The 18,582-nt window shown below is 68.9% G+C and carries 20 protein-coding genes; 5 read left to right on the forward strand and 15 right to left on the reverse strand.

Translation table 11 applies throughout. The annotated features are described in order from the left end of the window. Positions 1-71: 71 nt before the first annotated feature. From D1832_RS03810 to D1832_RS03860, 11 genes are all read right to left on the reverse strand, one after another. Positions 72-464, reverse strand: a complete 393-nt coding sequence (locus D1832_RS03810; RefSeq protein WP_241510851.1) for a YlxR family protein — start codon at positions 462-464, stop codon at positions 72-74. A gap of 114 nt (positions 465-578) precedes the next feature. Further along, the gene (nusA, locus tag D1832_RS03815) at positions 579-1,592 is read right to left on the reverse strand and encodes a transcription termination factor NusA (protein ID WP_118912685.1); all 1,014 of its coding nucleotides are present in this window, start codon (positions 1,590-1,592) and stop codon (positions 579-581) included. After that, positions 1,592-2,143: a ribosome maturation factor RimP gene (locus D1832_RS03820; protein WP_241510852.1), complete on the reverse strand. Its 552-nt coding sequence runs from the start codon at positions 2,141-2,143 to the stop codon at positions 1,592-1,594. Before D1832_RS03820 ends, nusA begins: the two co-directional genes overlap by 1 nt. 135 nt (positions 2,144-2,278) lie before the next feature. Then, positions 2,279-3,223 carry an ABC transporter permease gene (locus tag D1832_RS03825; protein WP_118912686.1) on the reverse strand — a complete coding sequence of 315 codons (945 nt, stop codon included), beginning with the start codon at positions 3,221-3,223 and terminating at the stop codon, positions 2,279-2,281. Then, positions 3,210-4,019, reverse strand: a complete 810-nt coding sequence (locus tag D1832_RS03830; protein WP_082128831.1) for an ABC transporter ATP-binding protein — start codon at positions 4,017-4,019, stop codon at positions 3,210-3,212. Before D1832_RS03830 ends, D1832_RS03825 begins: the two co-directional genes overlap by 14 nt. 1 nt (position 4,020) lies before the next feature. After that, on the reverse strand, positions 4,021-5,091 hold the full coding sequence (locus D1832_RS03835) for an ABC transporter substrate-binding protein (RefSeq protein ID WP_118912687.1): 1,071 nt from the start codon (positions 5,089-5,091) through the stop codon (positions 4,021-4,023). 1 nt (position 5,092) lies between these two features. Then, positions 5,093-6,517, reverse strand: coding sequence for a sulfate adenylyltransferase subunit 1 (locus tag D1832_RS03840; protein ID WP_118912688.1), 1,425 nt, complete (start codon positions 6,515-6,517; stop codon positions 5,093-5,095). Beyond that, a complete protein-coding gene (gene cysD / locus D1832_RS03845; protein ID WP_118912689.1) occupies positions 6,517-7,443 on the reverse strand; it encodes a sulfate adenylyltransferase subunit CysD in 927 nt (308 codons plus the stop codon). The genes D1832_RS03840 and cysD overlap by 1 nt, the downstream gene beginning before the upstream one ends. Then, positions 7,440-7,985: an adenylyl-sulfate kinase gene (gene cysC / locus D1832_RS03850; RefSeq protein WP_241510853.1), complete on the reverse strand. Its 546-nt coding sequence runs from the start codon at positions 7,983-7,985 to the stop codon at positions 7,440-7,442. The genes cysD and cysC overlap by 4 nt, the downstream gene beginning before the upstream one ends. Next, positions 7,982-8,683, reverse strand: coding sequence for a phosphoadenylyl-sulfate reductase (locus D1832_RS03855; RefSeq protein WP_118912691.1), 702 nt, complete (start codon positions 8,681-8,683; stop codon positions 7,982-7,984). Before D1832_RS03855 ends, cysC begins: the two co-directional genes overlap by 4 nt. After that, complete coding sequence (locus tag D1832_RS03860) at positions 8,680-10,362, reverse strand: nitrite/sulfite reductase (RefSeq protein WP_118912692.1); 1,683 nt, start codon at positions 10,360-10,362, stop codon at positions 8,680-8,682. The genes D1832_RS03855 and D1832_RS03860 overlap by 4 nt, the downstream gene beginning before the upstream one ends. Before the next feature lie 116 nt (positions 10,363-10,478). On the opposite strand from D1832_RS03860, the gene D1832_RS03865 reads away from it, so the two are divergent. Both D1832_RS03865 and D1832_RS03875 read left to right on the forward strand, forming a co-directional pair. Continuing rightward, positions 10,479-11,474, forward strand: a complete 996-nt coding sequence (locus tag D1832_RS03865) for a hypothetical protein (protein WP_118912693.1) — start codon at positions 10,479-10,481, stop codon at positions 11,472-11,474. A gap of 264 nt (positions 11,475-11,738) precedes the next feature. Next, positions 11,739-12,701 carry a CapA family protein gene (locus D1832_RS03875; protein WP_182434648.1) on the forward strand — a complete coding sequence of 321 codons (963 nt, stop codon included), beginning with the start codon at positions 11,739-11,741 and terminating at the stop codon, positions 12,699-12,701. A 4-nt stretch (positions 12,702-12,705) separates the two neighbouring features. Here the strand turns inward: D1832_RS03875 and D1832_RS03880 are convergent, their stop codons facing one another. Continuing rightward, on the reverse strand, positions 12,706-13,497 hold the full coding sequence (locus D1832_RS03880; RefSeq protein ID WP_118912799.1) for a TSUP family transporter: 792 nt from the start codon (positions 13,495-13,497) through the stop codon (positions 12,706-12,708). 128 nt (positions 13,498-13,625) lie between these two features. Next, positions 13,626-15,386 carry a proline--tRNA ligase gene (locus D1832_RS03885; protein WP_118912696.1) on the reverse strand — a complete coding sequence of 587 codons (1,761 nt, stop codon included), beginning with the start codon at positions 15,384-15,386 and terminating at the stop codon, positions 13,626-13,628. Between the two features lie 115 nt (positions 15,387-15,501). Here D1832_RS03885 and D1832_RS03890 point away from each other — a divergent pair, with 115 nt between their 5' ends. The 3 genes from D1832_RS03890 to folP all read left to right on the forward strand — a co-directional run bounded on the left by D1832_RS03890 (position 15,502) and on the right by folP (position 17,283). Continuing rightward, complete coding sequence (locus D1832_RS03890; protein WP_118912697.1) at positions 15,502-16,224, forward strand: TIGR00266 family protein; 723 nt, start codon at positions 15,502-15,504, stop codon at positions 16,222-16,224. A gap of 103 nt (positions 16,225-16,327) precedes the next feature. Then, the gene (locus D1832_RS16095) at positions 16,328-16,570 is read left to right on the forward strand and encodes a hypothetical protein (RefSeq protein WP_338067283.1); all 243 of its coding nucleotides are present in this window, start codon (positions 16,328-16,330) and stop codon (positions 16,568-16,570) included. Further along, complete coding sequence (folP, locus tag D1832_RS03895; RefSeq protein ID WP_338067286.1) at positions 16,525-17,283, forward strand: dihydropteroate synthase; 759 nt, start codon at positions 16,525-16,527, stop codon at positions 17,281-17,283. Before D1832_RS16095 ends, folP begins: the two co-directional genes overlap by 46 nt. Positions 17,284-17,310: 27 nt before the next feature. On the opposite strand, the gene D1832_RS03900 is transcribed toward folP, so the two are convergent. Further along, entirely contained in the window at positions 17,311-17,727 is a 417-nt protein-coding gene (locus tag D1832_RS03900) for a DoxX family protein (RefSeq protein WP_118912698.1), read from the reverse strand. 9 nt (positions 17,728-17,736) lie between these two features. After that, complete coding sequence (locus tag D1832_RS03905; protein WP_118912699.1) at positions 17,737-18,576, reverse strand: GNAT family N-acetyltransferase; 840 nt, start codon at positions 18,574-18,576, stop codon at positions 17,737-17,739. Positions 18,577-18,582: the final 6 nt, after the last annotated feature.

Consider the following 18,582-nt stretch of genomic DNA (forward strand, 5'->3'; position numbering starts at 1 on the left):
CGGTTTTCGACGGACCGCCAAGGCTTTCGAGCCCGGCAGACCGTCAGTTGAGGGTGCTCATCGCTGAGAACTCATCGGGTGCTCATAGCGTCAAACCCGCTTTCGGTCACTGTCGTGGAAGTCCCCCTGCGGGTCCTTCCGGCGTTTTCGTCGTCGTACGACGTGGAACGGATCTCCCGTTCCACCTGTTCCGCCAGCGCGTCGGTGGAGACCGCCGATCGCAGGCGAAGTGCCCGTCCCCAAGCGCGGCGGGTCGTGGCCTGGGAAAGGCACGTCTCGTCGGCGTGGAGCCACGCTCCCCTGCCCGGCATCGCCTTGCGCGAGTCGAGTACCAGGACGGCATTCTCATCGCACACGATGCGCAGCAAAACGGAACGGCCGCCCTTGCCCCGGCATCCGATGCAGGTGCGCTGCGGTTCGGACTTTCGGGAGAGCTCGACATCCGTGTCGGTCACGTCGATCACGTCACCAACCTTCTGTCTGTCACCGTTCGCCCCCTAGCCTACCTGTTCGCCCCCGGGGCGGGAAAACGCGAAATCCCCCGGGTGCCCTCGCACCCGGAGGATTTCCGGCCCGGATCAGCGCTCGTCGGCAACCGCCGGAGCGCCCACGGCCGTGTCCGGACGGATGTCGATGCGCCAGCCGGTCAGCTTGGCCGCGAGGCGAGCGTTCTGGCCCTCCTTGCCGATGGCGAGGCTGAGCTGGAAGTCGGGCACGATGACGCGCGCAGCGCGCGCCTTCGGGTCCGTCACCTCCACGGACTCCACGCGCGACGGCGAGAGTGCAGCCGCGATGAACTCCTCGGGCTGGCGGGAGAAGTCGACGATGTCGATCTTCTCGCCCTGCAGCTCCGACATGACGGCGCGCACGCGCTGACCCATGGGCCCGATGCAGGAGCCCTTGGCGTTGACGCCGGGCTGCGTCGCGTGCACGGCGATCTTCGTGCGGTGTCCCGCCTCGCGGGCGAGGGCCGCGATCTCGACGGTGCCGTCGGCGATCTCGGGCACCTCCATCGCGAAGAGCTTGCGCACGAGGTTCGGGTGGGTACGCGAGAGGGAGATCTGCGGGCCCTTCGGGCCGCGTCGCACGGAGACGACGTAGCAGCGAATGCGCTCGCCGTGGCGGTAGACCTCACCCGGCACCTGCTCGGCGGCCGGGAGGATGCCTTCGATCGTGCCGAAGTCGACCTTGACGAACCGCGAGTCGTTGCTCTGCTGGATCGTGCCGGCGACGATGTCGCCTTCCTTGCCGACGAAGTCACCGAAGATGGCCTCGTCCTCGACGTCGCGCATGCGCTGCACGATGACCTGGCGCGCCGTGCTCGCGGCGACGCGGCCGAAGTTCGTCGGGGTGTCGTCGAACTCGGGGCCCGGCTCGCTCCAGGTGCCGTCCTCTTGCTTCTGCCCGTCCTCGCGCGCCCAGACGACGACGTGTCCGCTCTTGCGGTCGAGCTCGACGCGGGAGCGGCGGTAGGCGCCCTCCTCCTTCTGGTACGCGAGCAGGAGGGCCTGCTCGATCGCCGGGACGATGACGTCCATGGGGATCTCGCGCTCCCGCTCCAGGGCGCGCAGTGCTGCCATGTCGATGTCCATCAGACGTCCTCTCCCACGCCGTCGGTGTCGCCACCGTGCATGAATTCCACCTGCACCTTGGCGCTGGTGATCGTTGGGTACTCGAGTCGGGTCGGCTCGGCCGAGGCGTGGCCGCCGGCCTTCTTGCCGCCCTGCTCGGGGGTGACGACGATCTCGGTGGCATCGGCGGACGTGAGGCGTCCGGCGATCTTCGAGCCGTCGTCGAGGGTGATCGCCACGAGTCGCCCGACGTTGCGGGCGAAGTGGCGGGGTTCGGTGAGCGGGCGGTCGGTGCCCGGGGAGCTGACCTCCAGAACGTAGGGCTGCTCGCCCATGACGTTCGTGTCGTCGAGCTCGTCGCTGACGACGCGGGTGGCGTCGGCGACCTCATCCAGCGTGACGGGAGCAACCGGCTCCGTCGTGGCCGTGTCCATCGCCACGATGCGGTCGAGGAGGATGCGCACGAGGCGACGCTTGCCCGCGGGCACGACGGTGACGTCCTCGACGAGTATTCCCAGGGGTTCGAGCTTGGGTGCGAGGGTTTCGATGATCGTTCGTTCCGCGCCTGCCACCGGACCTCCTGGAGTTGTCGTCACGCACCCGAGCGAGGTGCGAAATGCGCGAGCACTCGGCCCGCGCGCATCCACCTTACCGAACCTGACCCCCACGGGACACGCGCCTTTGGGGTGGGTCGGCTCTGCCTGAGGTCACAGCGCGCCCGCGGTGAGGCCGCGACGACGCAGCAAGCTGCGCTCGATCGGGTTGAAGAGCAGCAGTTCCACGGCCAGACCGACAGCAAGGACGAGAGCGATCGCGGCGATGACCGTCGGCATGTCGGAGTTCGCCTGTCCCTGGCTGAGCATCGAGCCGAGACCGAAGCCCAGTTCGGGCGAGGAGACGATGAGTTCGGCGGCCATGAGGGAACGCCACGCGAAGGCCCACCCCTGCTTGATACCGGCGAGGTAGGTCGGCATCGCGGCGGGAAGCAGGACGTGACGTACCAGCTGCGTGCGCGACGCACCGAGCGTCCGGCCGGCCCGTTCGAGCAGCGGTGGCACTTGGTCGAGGCCGCCGATGAGGCCCATCGCGATCGACGGCACCGCGGACAGCAGAATGACGGCGTAGATCGTCGTGTCCGTGAGGTAGAACATCATGACCGCGAACGGCACCCACGCCACCGACGGCAGGGACTGGATGGCGGCCAGCAGGGGCCGGAAGGCCTTGCGCGCCAACCGGTGACGCCCCACGAGCAGGCCGAGCGCGCTGCCCAACACGACGGCGACGAGGAACGCGATCACCCCGCGGCGAAGGCTCACCCAGATCGCCGAGAGCGCGTCGCCCGAGGTGAGCGAGCGCCACAGCGCGGCAGCAATGTCGCCCAGCGGCGGCAGGGCCCACGTCGGCTTCACCTGCAACCAGACGAGGCACTGCCACCCGAGGGCGACGAGGGCCAGCGCGCCGAGCGGCGCGAGGACGGACGTGAGGTCGACGCGGCGACGCTTGGGTCGCGCCTGGCCCTCGAGACGGTCGAGGCCCGAGGTCACGTCGGCGTCGCTGATCGCCGGCGTGGCGCGCGCGACGGAACGGTGTCGGTGCGCATCGACCTCGAACGGGTCCTCCGCGTAGCTACGGCTCGAATCAGGCGTGGGCATGGCGGCTGATCTCCTCTCGCAGGCGGGCGGTGATCTCCCGGGAGAGGTCACCCACGCCCGAGTCCTCGATGATGCGCGGGTGCGGCAGGTCGACGTCCCACGTCCGCGCCACGCGGCCGGGGCGCGAGGAGAGCAGGACGACACGCTGGCCGAGGCGCACGGCCTCACGCACGTTGTGGGTGACGAAGACGACAGCCATCCGCTCGCGCTGCCACACCTCGGTGAGCTCGCCGTGCAGGAGGTCACGGGTCATGGCGTCGAGCGCCGCGAACGGTTCGTCCATGAGCAGCACCCGCGCGTTCTGGGCCAGAGCTCTCGCCATCGCGACGCGCTGGCGCTGACCGCCGGACAGCTCGTGCACGCGACGGCCGCCGGCACCGGCGAGGCGTACCGTCTCGAGCAGTTCTTCGGCTCGTGCGCGGCGCTCTGGGGCCGCCACTCCCCCGAAGCGCATCGGGGCCTCGACGTTCTCGCGTGCCGTGAGCCACGGGAACAGTGCGCTCTCCTGGAACATGAGCGCGGGCTGCGGTCCGTCGACCTCCACGACTCCGGATGTGGCGGGTTCAAGTCCCGCAACGATCGACAGGAGTGTCGACTTGCCACAGCCGGAGGCTCCGAGGACGGAGACGAACTCACCCGGCGCGACGTCGAGGTCGATGCCACCGATGGCTTCGACGGCGTCCTCGCCGTGGCCGAAGACCTTGCGCAGCGCGCGCAGTGAGACGGCCGGGCGCACGTCGTGCTCCCCCGGGCTCGTCGGCTCGGGTCGGCGCAGCTGTGGTCGGGTGTCGGTCATGTCAGGCCTTTCCTCGTGCGCCGTAACCGCCGTCGGCGGCGCGCTCGAGACCTCGTGCGGCGAGCGCTCGGTTGAGCGGCGCGAGATCCGCGATGCCGTGCAGATTCGGTTTCACCTCGATACCGCCCGTGGCCCAGGTGTGCTCGGCCACCTCGGCGACGTTGGTGAGCATCGGATCCCAGCCGAACTCGACGCTCCTCATGGCGCGTTCGATCACGGTGGGCTTGAGCTTCTTCCCGGCGATTCGCTCGATCTCGGAGTTGAGCAGGGTCGATGCCTCGTCGCGGTGCGCCCGGATCCACCGCACCGTGTCGACATGCGCGCCGAGCAGCGCCTCCACCTGCTCGGGGCAGCGGCGGCGGTAGTCCTCGGACACGACGACGCACGTCGTGGCGAAGCGCCCGCCCGGCCACCGGGTGCGCTCGTCCACGAGAACGTGGGCCCCCGCTTCCTCGACGAGCCGCGACACCCACGGTTCGGCCTGGTACGACGCATCGAGGCGGTTCTGCTTGAACTGGTCGAGAGTCTGGCTGTTGGCCATCCACAGCACCTCGACCGCGTCCTTGCCGGAACCGGTGGAGATGCCCTTCTCCCGCAACAGCGTCTTGAGCGCAACGTCCTGAGTGCCGCCGAGCTGCGGCGTCGAGACCCGACGACCGCGCAGGCCTTCGACGCTCTCGATGCCCTTGCGTGCCACGAGCGCGGCGCCTCCTGAGGCACCACCGGCCACGAGCCGCACGCCCTGACCCTTCGTCCGCACCCACGCGGTGATCGCCGGGTTGGGTCCTAGGTAGGCGACGTCCAGCGCGCCGGCGAGCATCGCCTGAACGGCCGAGGGTCCGCTCGGAAAGATCTGTGGCTCAAGACGCACACCGGGCAGACGCTCAGCGAACGTGCCCCGAGCCATGCCGGCCACGGCCACACCGTGCGTGACGTTGGCGAAGTAGCCGAGGCGAAGCCTGTGCGGGGACGCCCCTGCGGCGCCGCACGCGGTGAGGGCGGGCAGGGCGAAGGGTGCCCCCACAGCGGCCGCGAGAACGGCGCGTCGCGAGGGACGATCGAGGGTGGTCATGTCAGCCGGCCAGCCAATCCTCTTCGGACTCTTCCTCCGGCTCCTCACCGGCGACCTGCGCCCCGAGGCCGAGGTCGGCCCCGACCATGCCACCCCCGATCGTGGCCCCGCTCGCAGGATCGATGACGAGGAAGGCGCCCGTGCCCCGGTGGCGGGAGTAGGCGTCGACGGCCACCGGCTCCGCGAGGTGGAGCACGACCTGCCCGATGTCGTTGAGGCCAAGGGAATGCGCTCCGTCGGCCGGGTGCCACGTGCTCTCCTCGACGTCCCAGTGATGGGTGACGTCGGTGAGGACCGCTCGCACCACCTTCGTTCCCGCCTTGACGAGAACACGCTGGCGCGGCGTGGTCGAACCTTCGGCGAGCCACGCCACGACACCCTTGAGCTCGCTCGTCACGTCGGGTGCGTCCGCCTCGGACTCGACGACGAGGACGTCACCGCGGGCGACGTCGAGTTCGTCGGCCAGGCGGATCGTCACGGATTCACCGGCGCCCGCTTCCTGCGCCGAGCCCGTGGGTGTGTCGATGCCGATCACCCGTGATCCCAGCCCGAGGGTGGAGGCACGCACGACGTCTCCGAGACGCACGACGCCGGACGTGATGCGTCCGGCCATTCCCCGGTAGTCGGGGTGGTCGCTCGTGCGCGGGCGGATGACGAGTTGCACCGGCATCCGGAAGTTCTCGACCCGCAGGTCGCGAGCCACCGGAAGGTTCTCCAGCAGCGTGAGCAGAGGCTCGCCCTCATACCAGGAAGGGGCCGGCGCGACAACACCCTCTCCGGTGAGGGCCGACAGGGGGACGACGGCGACGTCGCCCGCCAAGCCCACCTTCTCGACGAGGTCACGGGTGTCGCGGGCAACCTCGTCGAAGCGCTCCTCGGACCAGTCCACAGCATCCATCTTGTTGAGCGCGAACACGACGTGCGGCACGCGGAGCAACGCCATGAGAGCCGCGTGCCGCCGGGTCTGCGCCGAGACGCCGTGCCGCACGTCGACGAGAATCACCGCCGCATCCGCCGTCGACGCGCCCGTCACCATGTTGCGGGTGTACTGGACGTGGCCCGGGGTGTCGGCCAGGACGAAGGTGCGCTGCGGCGTGGAGAAGTAGCGGTACGCCACATCGATCGTGATGCCTTGCTCCCGCTCCGCACGCAGACCGTCGGTCAACAGCGCGAGGTCGACGGTGTCGGCTCCGCGAGACGTGCTCGCCGCGACCATGGAGTCGAACGTGTCGGCCAGGATGTTCTTCGTGTCGTGCAGCAAGCGCCCGACGAGGGTGGACTTGCCGTCATCGACGCTGCCCGCGACGACGAGGCGCAATTGTTCCGGAGCCGCTGTAGCACCGCTGGCGTCAGCCGGCCGTGATGGCACCGCGACCTCGCGTCCCGTCTCCGGTCGGCCCGTGGGTGTCACGTGGGTCGTTGTCATCAGAAGTACCCCTCTCGCTTGCGGTCTTCCATCGCGGCCTCGGAGAGGCGGTCGTCGGCGCGTGTGGCGCCCCGTTCGGTGAGGTGGCTGGCGGCCACTTCGGCGATGATCTCGGCGGCGGTTCGGGCACTGGATTCGACTGCGCCGGTGCACGATCCGTCACCCACAGTCCGGTAGCGGACGCTCTTGGTCACGACCTTCTCGTCCGGGCGCGGACCGAACCACGGGCCCGACGTGAGCCACATTCCGTCACGTTCGAACACCTCGCGATCGTGGGCGAAGTAGATCGGCGGGAGCGCGACGTTCTCGGCCTCGATGTAGCGCCAGATGTCGAGCTCGGTCCAGTTGCTCAGCGGGAAGACGCGCGTGTTCTCCCCCGGCGCGTGCCGCCCGTTGTAGACGTTCCACAGTTCGGGTCGTTGGTTGCGCGGATCCCATCCGCCGAGCGCGTTGCGCACGGAGAAGATGCGTTCCTTGGCGCGTGCACGATCCTCGTCACGACGTGCGCCACCGAGGAGCGCGTCGAACTTCTGCTCGGCGATCGTGTCGACGAGCGGCACCGTCTGCAACGGGTTGCGCGTGCCGTCCGGACGCTCGGTGAGGCGTCCGTCGGCGATCCAGTCCTCCACGGCCGCGACGTGCAGCCGCAGGCCGTGGCGAGCGACGATCTCGTCACGGAAGGCGATCACCTCGGGCAGGTTGTGTCCCGTGTCGACGTGGAGCAGTGTGATGGGCAGCGGCGCCGGCGCGAGCGCCTTGAGCGCCACGTGGAGCAACACGGCCGAGTCCTTGCCACCGCTGAACAGAAGTGCAGGACGGTCGAACTCGGCGACGACTTCACGGATGATCTCGATGGCCTCCGCTTCGAGAGCGCGGAGCGTCGAGGCTTCGGCGGGGTTCGTCGGGGTGTGCTCGAGCACGGTCATGACAGGGTCCTTTCTGACTCGTCGGGCAGAAGGAGGGCGAGCACTTCAGCCGCTGAATCACGCACGCTGCGGCCCTCGGTCTCGAGGCGAAGATCAGGGTCCTCGGGAATCTCGTAGGGGTCGTCGACCCCGGTCATCGCAGGGATTTCGCCAGCGCGGGCCTTGGCGTAGAGGCCCTTGACATCGCGTCGTGCGCACTCCTCGAGCGAGGTTGCGACGTGGACTTCGACATAACGGGCACCGCTCGCCTCGTGGCGTGCTCGGTTCTGCTCGCGGGCGTCCGCATACGGGGCGATGACAGGCACGACGGCCCAGACTCCGTTGCGTGCCAACATGTCGGCGAGGAAGCCGACCCGCGTGACGTGCGTGGTGCGGTCCTCGCGCGAGAAGCCGAGTCCCTTGCTCAGGGATTCGCGCAGTTCGTCGCCGTCGAGGAGTTCGACCCGCTCGCCCCGGGCGCGCAGGGCCTCCACGAGCTCGTGGGCGATCGTCGACTTGCCGGCACCGGAGAGCCCGGTCAGCCACACCGTTGCGACGCTCACAGGTTGATCCCGCATTCGGTCTTGTCCTGGCCCGCCCAGCGGCCGGCGCGAGCATCCTCTCCGGGTGCGACCCGGCGGGTGCACGTGGCGCACCCGATCGAGGGGTAGCCCTGGGTGAGCAGGGGGTTACTGATGACGCCGTACGCCTCGATGTACTCCTCGACGTCGGTGTCGCTCCACGCGACGATGGGAGCCACCTTGATCCGTTCGCGGCGCTCGTCGAAGCTGACCACCGGGGTGTCCCGGCGTGTCACGGCCTCGCTGCGCCGCACCCCCGTCGCCCACGCCTCGTACCCGTCCAGTGCATCGTCGAGCGGGTGCGTCTTGCGCAGAGTGCAGCACAGGTCCGGGTCACGGGAGAACAGGTCCTTGCCGTAGCTCGCGTCCTGTTCGGCCACGCTCTGGGTCGGCGTGAGGTTGCGCAGGGTGATGTCGTACTCCTGCGCGACCCGGTCACGCGTCGCGATGGTCTCGGAGAAGTGGTAGCCCGTGTCGAGGAAGAGCACGTCCACACCCGGCATGACACGTGACGCCAGGTGCGGCAGAACGGCGTCCTGCATCGAACTCGCGACAGCGAACTTGTCACCGAACTCCTCGCGCGCCCAGTCGAGCACGCGGATCGTCGGAGCTCCGTCGAGATCGCGGCGAGCAGCCTCCGCCACGGATCGCAGGGTCTCGGCGTCACGGACGGCGCTCATCGCAAAGACTCCTCGTCCGCGCGACGAGCCCAGTCGCCGAAGGTCTCGCTCACCTCACGCTGTTCGACGAACCGGGTGACGACGCGTTCGACGTAGTCGCCCAGCTCGGTGGCGACCACCTTGTGCGCGCGCAGCTTGCGCCCGACGACGAGGTCCTCCCCGAGACCGCCTCCGAGGTGCACCTGGTAGCCGGGCACCTGTTCGCCGTTCTCGTCCGTGACGATCTGCCCCTTGAGGCCGATGTCGGCCACCTGGATGCGGGCGCACGAGTTGGGGCAACCGTTGAGGTGGATCGCGATGGGGTGTTCCAAGACCTCGTTGAGGTGTGCCAGGCGCGTCTCCAGTTCCTCGACGAGGTCGGCCGCGCGCTTCTTCGTCTCGACGATGGCGAGCTTGCAGAACTCGATGCCGGTGCACGCCATCGTGGCGCGACGCCAGTGCGACGGGCGGGCCTCGAAGCCCAGCGGTCGCATCGTGTCGACGAGTGCCTCGACGTTCTCGTCGGCCACGTCGAGCACGACGAGCTTCTGATAGGGCGTGAGTCGCACCCTGGCCGAACCCGCAGCTTCCACGGCGTCCGCGACGGCCGCGAGCGCCGTACCGCTCGTGCGACCGGCGACGGAGGCGAAGCCGACGAAGTTGTCGCCGTCCTTCTGGCGGTGCACACCGATGTGATCGATCGTGTGCTTCGGCGTGGGCGCTGGCGGCCCGTCGACGAGCTTTCGACCGAGGAACTCCTCCTCGAGCACCTGCCGGGTGCGCTCGGCGCCCCATTCCTCGACGAGGTACTTGAGGCGCGCGCGGTTGCGCAGGCGTCGGAAGCCGTAGTCGCGGAAGAGCTTGACGACGGCGAGCCACACCTCGGGCACCTCCTCGAGGGGCACCCAGGCACCGAGGCGCAGGGCGAAGAACGGCTTGGTCGAGAGGCCCCCGCCGATCTGCAGGTCGAAGCCCGGTCCGTGCTCGGGATGGATCGAGCCGACGAAGCTGATGTCGTTGATCTCGGGCGCCATGTCGGGCAGCCACGCGATCGCCGTCTTGAACTTGCGCGGAAGGTTGGCCAGCTCGGGGTCGCCGACGTAGTGCTTCTTGATGTATTCGAGCGCCGGGGTGGCGTCGAGTACCTCATCGGGGTGCACGCCGGCCACGGGCGAACCGAGGGCCGTGCGGGTGCAGTCTCCGCACGCTTCCATCGTGTCGAGACCGACGGCTTCGAGGCGCTCCCAGATCTCCGGCACGTCCTTGACGTCGATCCAGTGGTACTGGATGTTGTGCCGGTCCGTGATGTCGGCGCTGTCGCGGGCGAAATCGGTCGAGATGCCGGCGAGGACTCGCAACTGCTCGGTGGTGAGCTGGCCGCCGTCTATGCGCACGCGCATCATGAAGAACTCGTCGTCGAGTTCTTCGGGCGGCAACGTTGCCGTCTTGCCACCGTCGACACCCGGGCGACGCTGCGTGTACAAACCCATCCAGCGGAAGCGGCCACGCAGGTCGGTGCCCTCGATCGTGTCGAATCCACCGGCCGCGTACTCCTCGAGGATACGGCGGCGAACGTTTAGCGGAGCGTCGGCCTGCTTGAAGACCTCGTTCGGATTGAGGGGGTCCCGTTCCCCGAGGGCCCACTGGCCTTCGGGCTTGCGTGCACGGCCCTTCGGGCGGGCCTGGGTCGTCGCCGTCATCACTACTCCTCGCATCGGCCCCATAACCCTTACTTCTGCATCACCCAACTGCAACTAATGACTCCGAGCGGTCCACACTGTGAACGCTCCCCCGTCGTGCGTGGGACGATGAGCGCATGCCGTCTGCTCGTCCCCCTCACGCGCTCGCCCGTCGCACCTTCGTCGCAGCCGCGCTCGTCGCACCGCTCGCCGGGTGCGGGCTCCGGCTCGAGAGTGACGCCCCCGTTCCCGGCCCCAAGGCGGAGCCCGCGCCTGACACGAAACCGCTCGAGCAGGTTCGCGCCTGGCTCGTCGAAGCGATGACGGCCGCGGAGCGCGAGACCATCCACCATGCCCAGGCCGGAACTGCGCAGAAGTTGCACAACGCCCAACTCGACCGTCTCGACGCGACGCTGAAGGGCCTGGGTGCCACGACGCTTCCGTCGGTGACGGCAACCGGCACACCGAGTGCTCCGGCGACGAGCTCAAGTTCGTCGACCCCCGCGAGCAGGCCGAGTTCGACGCCCGAGCAGGTCCCGCCGTCGGCATCCCCCTCGGCCTCGCCCACCGGCGAATCGACGTCGTGGACGAGGGCCGAGAGCGTCTGGGCCGGAGCACAGGCAGCAGTCGTCCTGCAGCGCGTCAGCAGGAACTCACGGCCGGTCGCCCTGGCGATCGCTGCCGCGAGTCTCGCGTCGTTACGATCCGCCGACATCACCGTCCGGTGGCCCTCGACCATCGCCATGCCCCGAACCGACGGCACTCTCCTCGCGTCCGTCGAAGCAGTCATCGACGCCCTCGAGTGGTCGGCGGCTCGCACCAAGCTCTCCGCGCGCGAGGAGATCACCGCGCAGCTCGAGTGGGCCTATGCTGCGCGCTCACTCACCCAAGCCGGCATGCCCGCGCAGGCCGCCGGCAAACGCGCGCCCTGGCGCACGTACTCCACCCACGCGCAGGCTCACGACGTGGCCCGCAAGGCCGCGTTGGGAGTCGTGTCGGGCGCTGCCAAGGTCTCGTCCTCCACGAAGAGCGCACACGAAGCTGCGGGGTTGCTCTCGGTCTGGTCCGGGGCGGCTGCGGTGGCCGAGCAGCTCGGCGAACCGCTGCGTCCGCTTCCCGGACTCTCCGCCTGACGGGTCGTTCACCACGACCTACGATGCGTCCCATGCGGACCCGCGCCCACGCCACCGTCCTCGCGGCCGCGCTCGTTCTCGCCGCGGGATGCTCCTCGGGCTCGTCGACATCGTCGCCGTCGGCCACCTCGGCGAGCAGTCACTCCTCCTCCGAGTCGAGCACCACACCGAACTCGCAGGCTCCCTCCGGTTCGGGCACTTCCTCGATCCCCGCGCCGAAACCGGTCACCGGCAGACCCGCCACGATCACCATCGGTGCCTCCGGTGACCTCATCGCCCACGCGAGCACCGTCGCGAGCGGCCGCGGGAGGGCGGGGCTACGCCTTCGCCCCCTTCTTCGCAGCCCTCAAGCCGACGGTCGGGGCCCCGACGATCTCCATCTGTCAGATGGAGAATCCGCTGTCGCGCACGAACACGGATCTTTCGGTCGAGTACAGCTTCAACGCGCCACGCGAGTTCGCTACAGCGACGCGATCAATGGGCTTCGACGGGTGCAGCACGGCCAACAACCACACGTGGGACCGGGGCCAGAAGGGCATGGAGGAGACGCGCGAAGTCCTCGCGGCCAACCATCTCAAACCCTCCGGCCCCGGGACGAAGGCAGGCGAGAAGGGCCAGCCCGTGTTCTACGAGGCCAACGGTCTGAAGGTCGCGCAGCTGTCGTACAGCTACAGCCTCATCAACGCTGTCGGCGACCAGTGGAGCGTGCCGAAGGAAGCGCCTCGGTTGAAGGACGCCATGTGGTTCACACGCACGTCCAAGGGCGTCGTCAAGGATGCCGCCGCAGCGCGCGCCCAGGGCGCGGACCTCGTGCTCGTCTCCATGCACTGGGGTTATGAGTACGAAGGGGTCAACGCTCAGCAGAAGCAGGTGACGGCGGAGCTGATGCGCTCCGGCCAGGTCGACTGGATCATCGGCAACCACCCGCACGTCGTACAACCCTGCGACAAGGTGAACGGTCGCTATGTGACCTACTCGCTCGGCAACTTCTTCAGCGGGCAGATCGCGGCGATCAAGCCAGGAACCGCCGAGCGAGCGTTCGCCGCCGTGACCTTCGAGCGGGACGCAGCCGGCAAGTGGAAACGGTCGATGACGTTCCAGCCGACCTACCAGAACCAGACGACGCGACACGTGGAACTGGCGAGCCCGACCTCGAACGCCGACTCCTACCGCACGACAGTCAGGACGATGGGTCTCATGGGCTGCGACGCGAAACCGGCGAGCTGAGCCGTCAGACGAGCCCGAACTGGTGCGCTGTGTCGTAGCCGATCTTGACCACGAACGCGCCCACGACGAGCACGAAGACGACGCGGACGAACCCGGCACCCTTCGACACGGCCGTGCGCGCGCCGACGTAGCCGCCGGCGAGGTTGGCCAGCCCGAGCACGAGCCCGACCTTCCACATCACCGCTCCGGCGGGGATGAAGACGACGAGGGATGCCAGGTTGGTGGCGAAGTTCGCGAGCTTCGCCTTGGCCGACGCCTCGAGGAAGCGGTATCCGAGCAGGCTCACGAGGGCGAAGACGAAGAAGCTGCCCGTGCCGGGGCCGAGAGCGCCGTCGTAGAAACCGACGCCGAGCCCGATGGCCGCAGCCGTGCCGTAGTGACGGCGCGTTCCGGCGTGACGCAGGTTCTCGAGCTGACCCATGGACGGCTTGAGGAGGGTGTAGGCACCCACGCAGACGAGCACGACGAGGATGATCGGGTTGAAGGCCGAGCGCGGGATGTGGCTCGCGACGGCGGCGCCTGCCACCGAACCGGCAAACGAGAAGCCCGCCAGCGGTAGGGCTGTGCGCAGGTCAGGTTTGACTCGGCGCAGATACGTCGCGGAACTCACCGACGTGCCGCAGATCGAGCCCAGCTTGTTCGTCGCGAGCAACTGTGCCGGGGCAGCGTGCGGAAACGCGACCATGAGAGCGGGCAACTGCACGAGCCCGCCACCGCCGACGACGGCGTCGATCCAGCCGGCGCAGGCAGCAGCCAGGCCGAGCAGGACGAGGGTCATCAGCTCCGGGTCGTTCACCACGACATCGTCGTGCAGCCACTCGGCTGCGGCAACTCGGTCTCACGTGCGACGCGGCCGGGTCTCCACACGCACGAGGGCCCCGACATCGGCGCCGGGGCCCTCGTCGGCGAGAAGGAGAGCGCGGATCAGCCGCGCACGTCCGTGACGACGGCCTGCGTCAGCTCTGCAAGGGGGACGTCACGCTTATCGCCGCTGCGGCGGTCCTTCACCTCGACGACGCCGTCGGCCAGGCCGCGGCCGAGCACGACGATCGTCGGCACGCCGATGAGCTCGGCGTCCTTGAACTTCACGCCGGGGCTCACCTTCGGGCGGTCGTCGTAGAGCACGTCGAGACCCTGTGCCTCGAGGTCGGCGACGACCTTCTCGGCCTGCTCGTAGACGGAGGCGTCCTTGCCCGTGGCGACGACGTGCACGTCGAACGGTGCGATGTGGCGCGGCCAGATGAGGCCGAGCTCGTCGAGGTTGCTCTCGGCGATGGCGGCCACCGCGCGCGAGACGCCGATGCCGTAGGAGCCCATCGTCACCGTGACGAGCTTGCCGTTCTCGTCGAGCACCTTGAGACCGAGGGCCTCGGCGTACTTCGTGCCGAGCTGGAAGATGTGCCCCATCTCGATACCGCGTGCGAGCGTGAGCGGCCCGGAACCGTCGGGCGCCGGGTCGCCTTCCTTGATCTGCGCGGCCTGGATCGTGCCGTCAGCGGTGAAGTCACGGCCGTGCACGAGGTCGATGACGTGCTTGCCGGGTTCGTCCGCGCCGGTCACCCACGCCGAACCCTCGGCGATGCTCGGGTCGAGCAGGTAGCGGATGCCGCTGCTGTTCGACTCCGCCAGGACGCCCGGGCCGATGTAGCCCTTGGCCAGCATCGGGAAGGTGGCGAAGTCCTTCTCCTCGAAGGCCTCGACGTCGGCCGGCGACACCTGCGCCTCGAGACGCTTGGCGTCGACCTCGCGGTCACCGGGCACACCGATGGCCAGGGGTTCACGCGTGCCGTCGGGGTGGACGAGCATGACGAGGACGTTCTTGAGCGTGTCGGCGGCGGCCCACTCACGGCCGTCCGTGCGCGGATGTTTCGCGTTGAGGGCCGCGACGAGCGTGTCGATCGTCGGGGTGTCAGGTGTGTCCTCGACATGCGCGGCGCCGGCGGTCACCTCGATGGGCTCGGCCTGCGGCACGACGACGGCCTCGACGTTTGCGGCGAATCCCCCGGGGCTGCGCACGAAGGTGTCCTCACCGTGCGGGCTGACGGCGAGGAACTCCTCCGAGGCGCTGCCGCCCATGGCACCGGAGTCGGCGTGGACGGCGACGTACTCGAAGCCGAGGCGGTCGAAGATCTTGACGTACGCACCGCGGTGCTTGAGGTAGTTCTCCTCGAGGCCCTCGGGCGTGTGGTCGAACGAGTACGAGTCCTTCATGATGAACTCGCGTCCGCGCAGCAGACCGGCGCGGGGACGCGCCTCGTCGCGGTACTTCGTCTGGATCTGGAACAGGATCGTGGGCAGTTCCTTGTAGCTCGAGAACATGTCCTTGACCGTGACCGTGAACATCTCCTCGTGCGTGGGGCCGAGCAGCATGTCGACGCCCTTGCGATCGGCGAGGCGGAACAGGTTCGGGCCATACTCCTCCCAACGACCCGTGGCCTCGTAGGGCTCACGCGGCAGGAGGGCGGGGAAGCTCAGTTCCTGACCACCGATGGCCTCCATCTCCTCGCGGACGATGGCCTCCACCTTGCGCAGAACCTTGAGGCCCAGCGGCAGCCAGGTGTAGATGCCGGGGGCGGCGCGACGCACATAGCCCGCGCGCACGAGCAACTGGTGACCCGGCAGCTCGGCGTCCGAAGGGTTCTCGCGAAGCGTTCGCAGGAACAGGTTGGACATGCGCTGTGCCACGTTGGCTCTCCTCGATCTCGGGTGACGAGCCCACCTACGGGGCAATCGTCATACCGGCCAATGATAGTCGGCCAGAACCCCCGAAACTCACCGTCTCCGCTGCCATGATGGCGGTATGCAGATCAACCTTCGCCACAACCCTTCGTTCGCTGTGGCCCGCATGTTCCTCGCGCCCGGAGAGCCCGTCCAGGTCGAGTCCGGCGCGATGATGGCGCACTCCCCCGGCGTGCAGATCTCGAGCAAGGAAGCGGGCGGCGTCATGCAGGGCCTGAAGCGCTCCGTGCTCGCCGGTGAGTCGTTCTTCACCACCACCTACACGGCGCCCCAGAACGGGGGTTGGGTGGACGTTGCCGGCGTCTTGCCCGGCGACATCCTGCCGATCGAGATGCGCCCCGACCGCCCGTTCTTCGTGGCTCGCGGTAACTGGATGGCGAACAGCTACGGCACGGAGATCTCCTCGAAGTTCGGCGGCATGGGCAACCTCTTCGGTGGTGAGGGCGGTTTCGGTCTGCAGGCCAGCGGCGAGGGCCTCGTCCTGCTGTCCGTCTACGGCGCCATCGACATCGTTGACCTGCAGCCCGGCGAGCAGGTCGTCATCGACACCGGGCACGTCGTCGCGTACGACCTCAACATGCAGTTCCGCACCCGCCGCGCCGTCGAGGGCAAGTCGATCCAGTCGATGAAGTCCGGTGAGGGTCTGGTGTTCGACTTCGTCGGCCCCGGCCGCGTCTACCTGCAGTCGCGCAACCCGTCGGCGTTCGCCGCGTGGGCGTCCAGCATCGCCCCGAGCGGCAACCAGTCCGGCGGTCTCGGCGGCGTCTTCAACGCCTTCAACTGACGCCGTCCCCGACGCGCGAGGAGCGCGCGCACCGCTTACTGGCGGTGCGCGCCCTTCGGTCTGAACAGCACGCTCGCCCGCATCGCCCCAGTAGAGTCGTCGCGTGCCCAATCATCCGCACGACCGACTCGCGTCCCCGGCTCCCCTCGTCCTGCGGGGTCGACGCTTCGACGCGCGACACCCGGCCGTCATGGCGATCGTCAACCGCACCCCCGACTCCTTCTACGCCGGCAACCGACACTCTGATCTCGACGACGCCCTGACGGCGCTCGAGACTGCGTCTCCGAGGGCGCGGACATCATCGACGTCGGTGGAGTACGGGCAGGCGGCGAGGGTGCGTGGGTGAGTGCCGAGGAGGAAACGGAGCGAGTTCTGCCCTTCCTCCTCGAGGCCCGCCGGCGTTACCCCGACGTGGTGCTGTCGCTCGACACGTGGCGCTCCGACGTCGTGCTCGCCTGCGCCGACGCGGAGATCGACCTCGTCAACGACACGTGGGCCGGCCACGACGACGATCTCGCCAGCGTCGCAGCCAGAATCGGGGCAGGCATCGTGTGCAGTCATACGGGTGGCCTGCCCCCGCGCACCGACCCCGTCGCCATCACCTACGGCGACGACGACCTCGACGTCGTGAATGACGTCGTGCGAGGCCTCGCCGTCGAAGCCGACCGAGTGCGCGTTGCGGGTGTGCCGGACGAACGCATCCTGCTCGACCCGACGCTCGACTTCGGCAAGACGACCCGTCACTCCCTCACGGTGCTGCGCCACAGCGACGACGTCGTCGCGCTCGGCCTGCCCGTCATGCAGGCCATCTCACGCAAGGACTTCGTCGGCGAGAGCCTCGACCTCCCGGCCGACGAGCGGCTCGAAGGGTCGCTCGGGGCCACCGCCGTCGCGGCGTGGCTCGGTGTGACGGTCTTTCGCGCTCACGACGTGCGTGCAACGCGGAGGGTGCTCGACATGGTGGCCTCGATCCGCGGCGATCGACCGCCTGCCCGCGCCGTCCGTGGTGAAGCACCCGACGGGGTCGAGGCGACGCGGCTGCGTCACCCGCGGGGCTGAACGACGCAGCCCTAGGAGCGGCTCTCTCTAGCCGCGGCCACCCCGAGCAATTGCGACGCTCGAGCGGATGAGCGGCCACTGTAGCGGAAGACGTGCCACGCTCAGGGCGCGCTGCACCTCACGCTGCGGCGTGCTGCCACGGCGCGTGATGCGCGAGTGCGCCTGACGCGCCATCTCGACGTTGGCGGGGAACACCGCCACGAGCAGAGCAGCCGACGCGACGCCTGCAACCTCACGGGTGCGCGGCGTGAGCATCCCTGCTGCACAGGCCAGTTCGGCGACACCACTCACATAGACGAGCTCACGACGTCGCGGCAGTTGCTTCGGCACGATGCCCTCGAACACCTGAGGCTTGACGAGGTGGATGACGCCGGAGACGACGTACGCGCCGACGAGACCCCGCGCCACCGGCGTGAGGTGAGTGATGTTCGCTCGCAGGTCCATGACGATCTCCTAAAGGATGACGGTGGCGAAGGTGCCCACGCGCTCGAAGCCCGCCGTGAGGTAGGCACGCAGCGCCGGGAGGTTGTAGTCGTTGACGTAGAGACTCACGGTATCCGCATGAGTCTGCTCGACGAGGTCGGCGACGGCGGCCATGCACGGTGCGGCGAGGCCGCGCCCTCGATGGCTCGGCGCCACCCAGACGCCCTGGATCTGCGCCACACCCGAGGCGAGCGAGCCGACATCGGCCTTGAACACGATCTCGTCACCTTCGGTGACGACGTAGGTGCGCCCCTGCTCGACGAGACGTGCGATGCCGGCCCGGTACACCGCGTCGCTGCCGACGTACGGGCGGTACCCGATCTCCTCGGTGAACATCGCAGCGGCAGCGGGAACGAGAGCGTCGAGGTCGTCACGCCGTGCCGGGCGGACGCGCCGGTCGGGAGTGACCCCGGTCTTCTCTCGCGCCGAGCGCGACGCCAACATGAGAGGTTGCTCGGGTCGGTAGGACATGGGCTCACCGAAGGAGCCACGCAGGTGGTTCCACAGGGCAAGCGTCTGGTCGGCCGGACCGAAGAGCGAGGCAAAGCGCCGCTTGCCGCGCCGAAGGCGACTCGCGTACCGGGCGACGTCCTCGGACGCGAGGTTCACCGGCACGACGTTGGCCGAAGCCCACACCATCGAGCGCAACGGCGAGCCGCCGAGACCGAAGGCCACTCCCCCGGCGCCGAGCAGGCCTTCGTCGAGACGTGCGGCGACGAAGACGTTGTGGACGCGGTCGAGGTCGCACAGCGCACGGGCGTCGTCGACGTCGGCCGCACTGAGCGTCCGAACGCCGGAGGTGCGCAGCATGCGGGG

This window comes from Dermacoccus abyssi (genome assembly GCF_003515945.1).
Classification (GTDB): Bacteria; Actinomycetota; Actinomycetes; order Actinomycetales; family Dermatophilaceae; genus Dermacoccus; species Dermacoccus abyssi.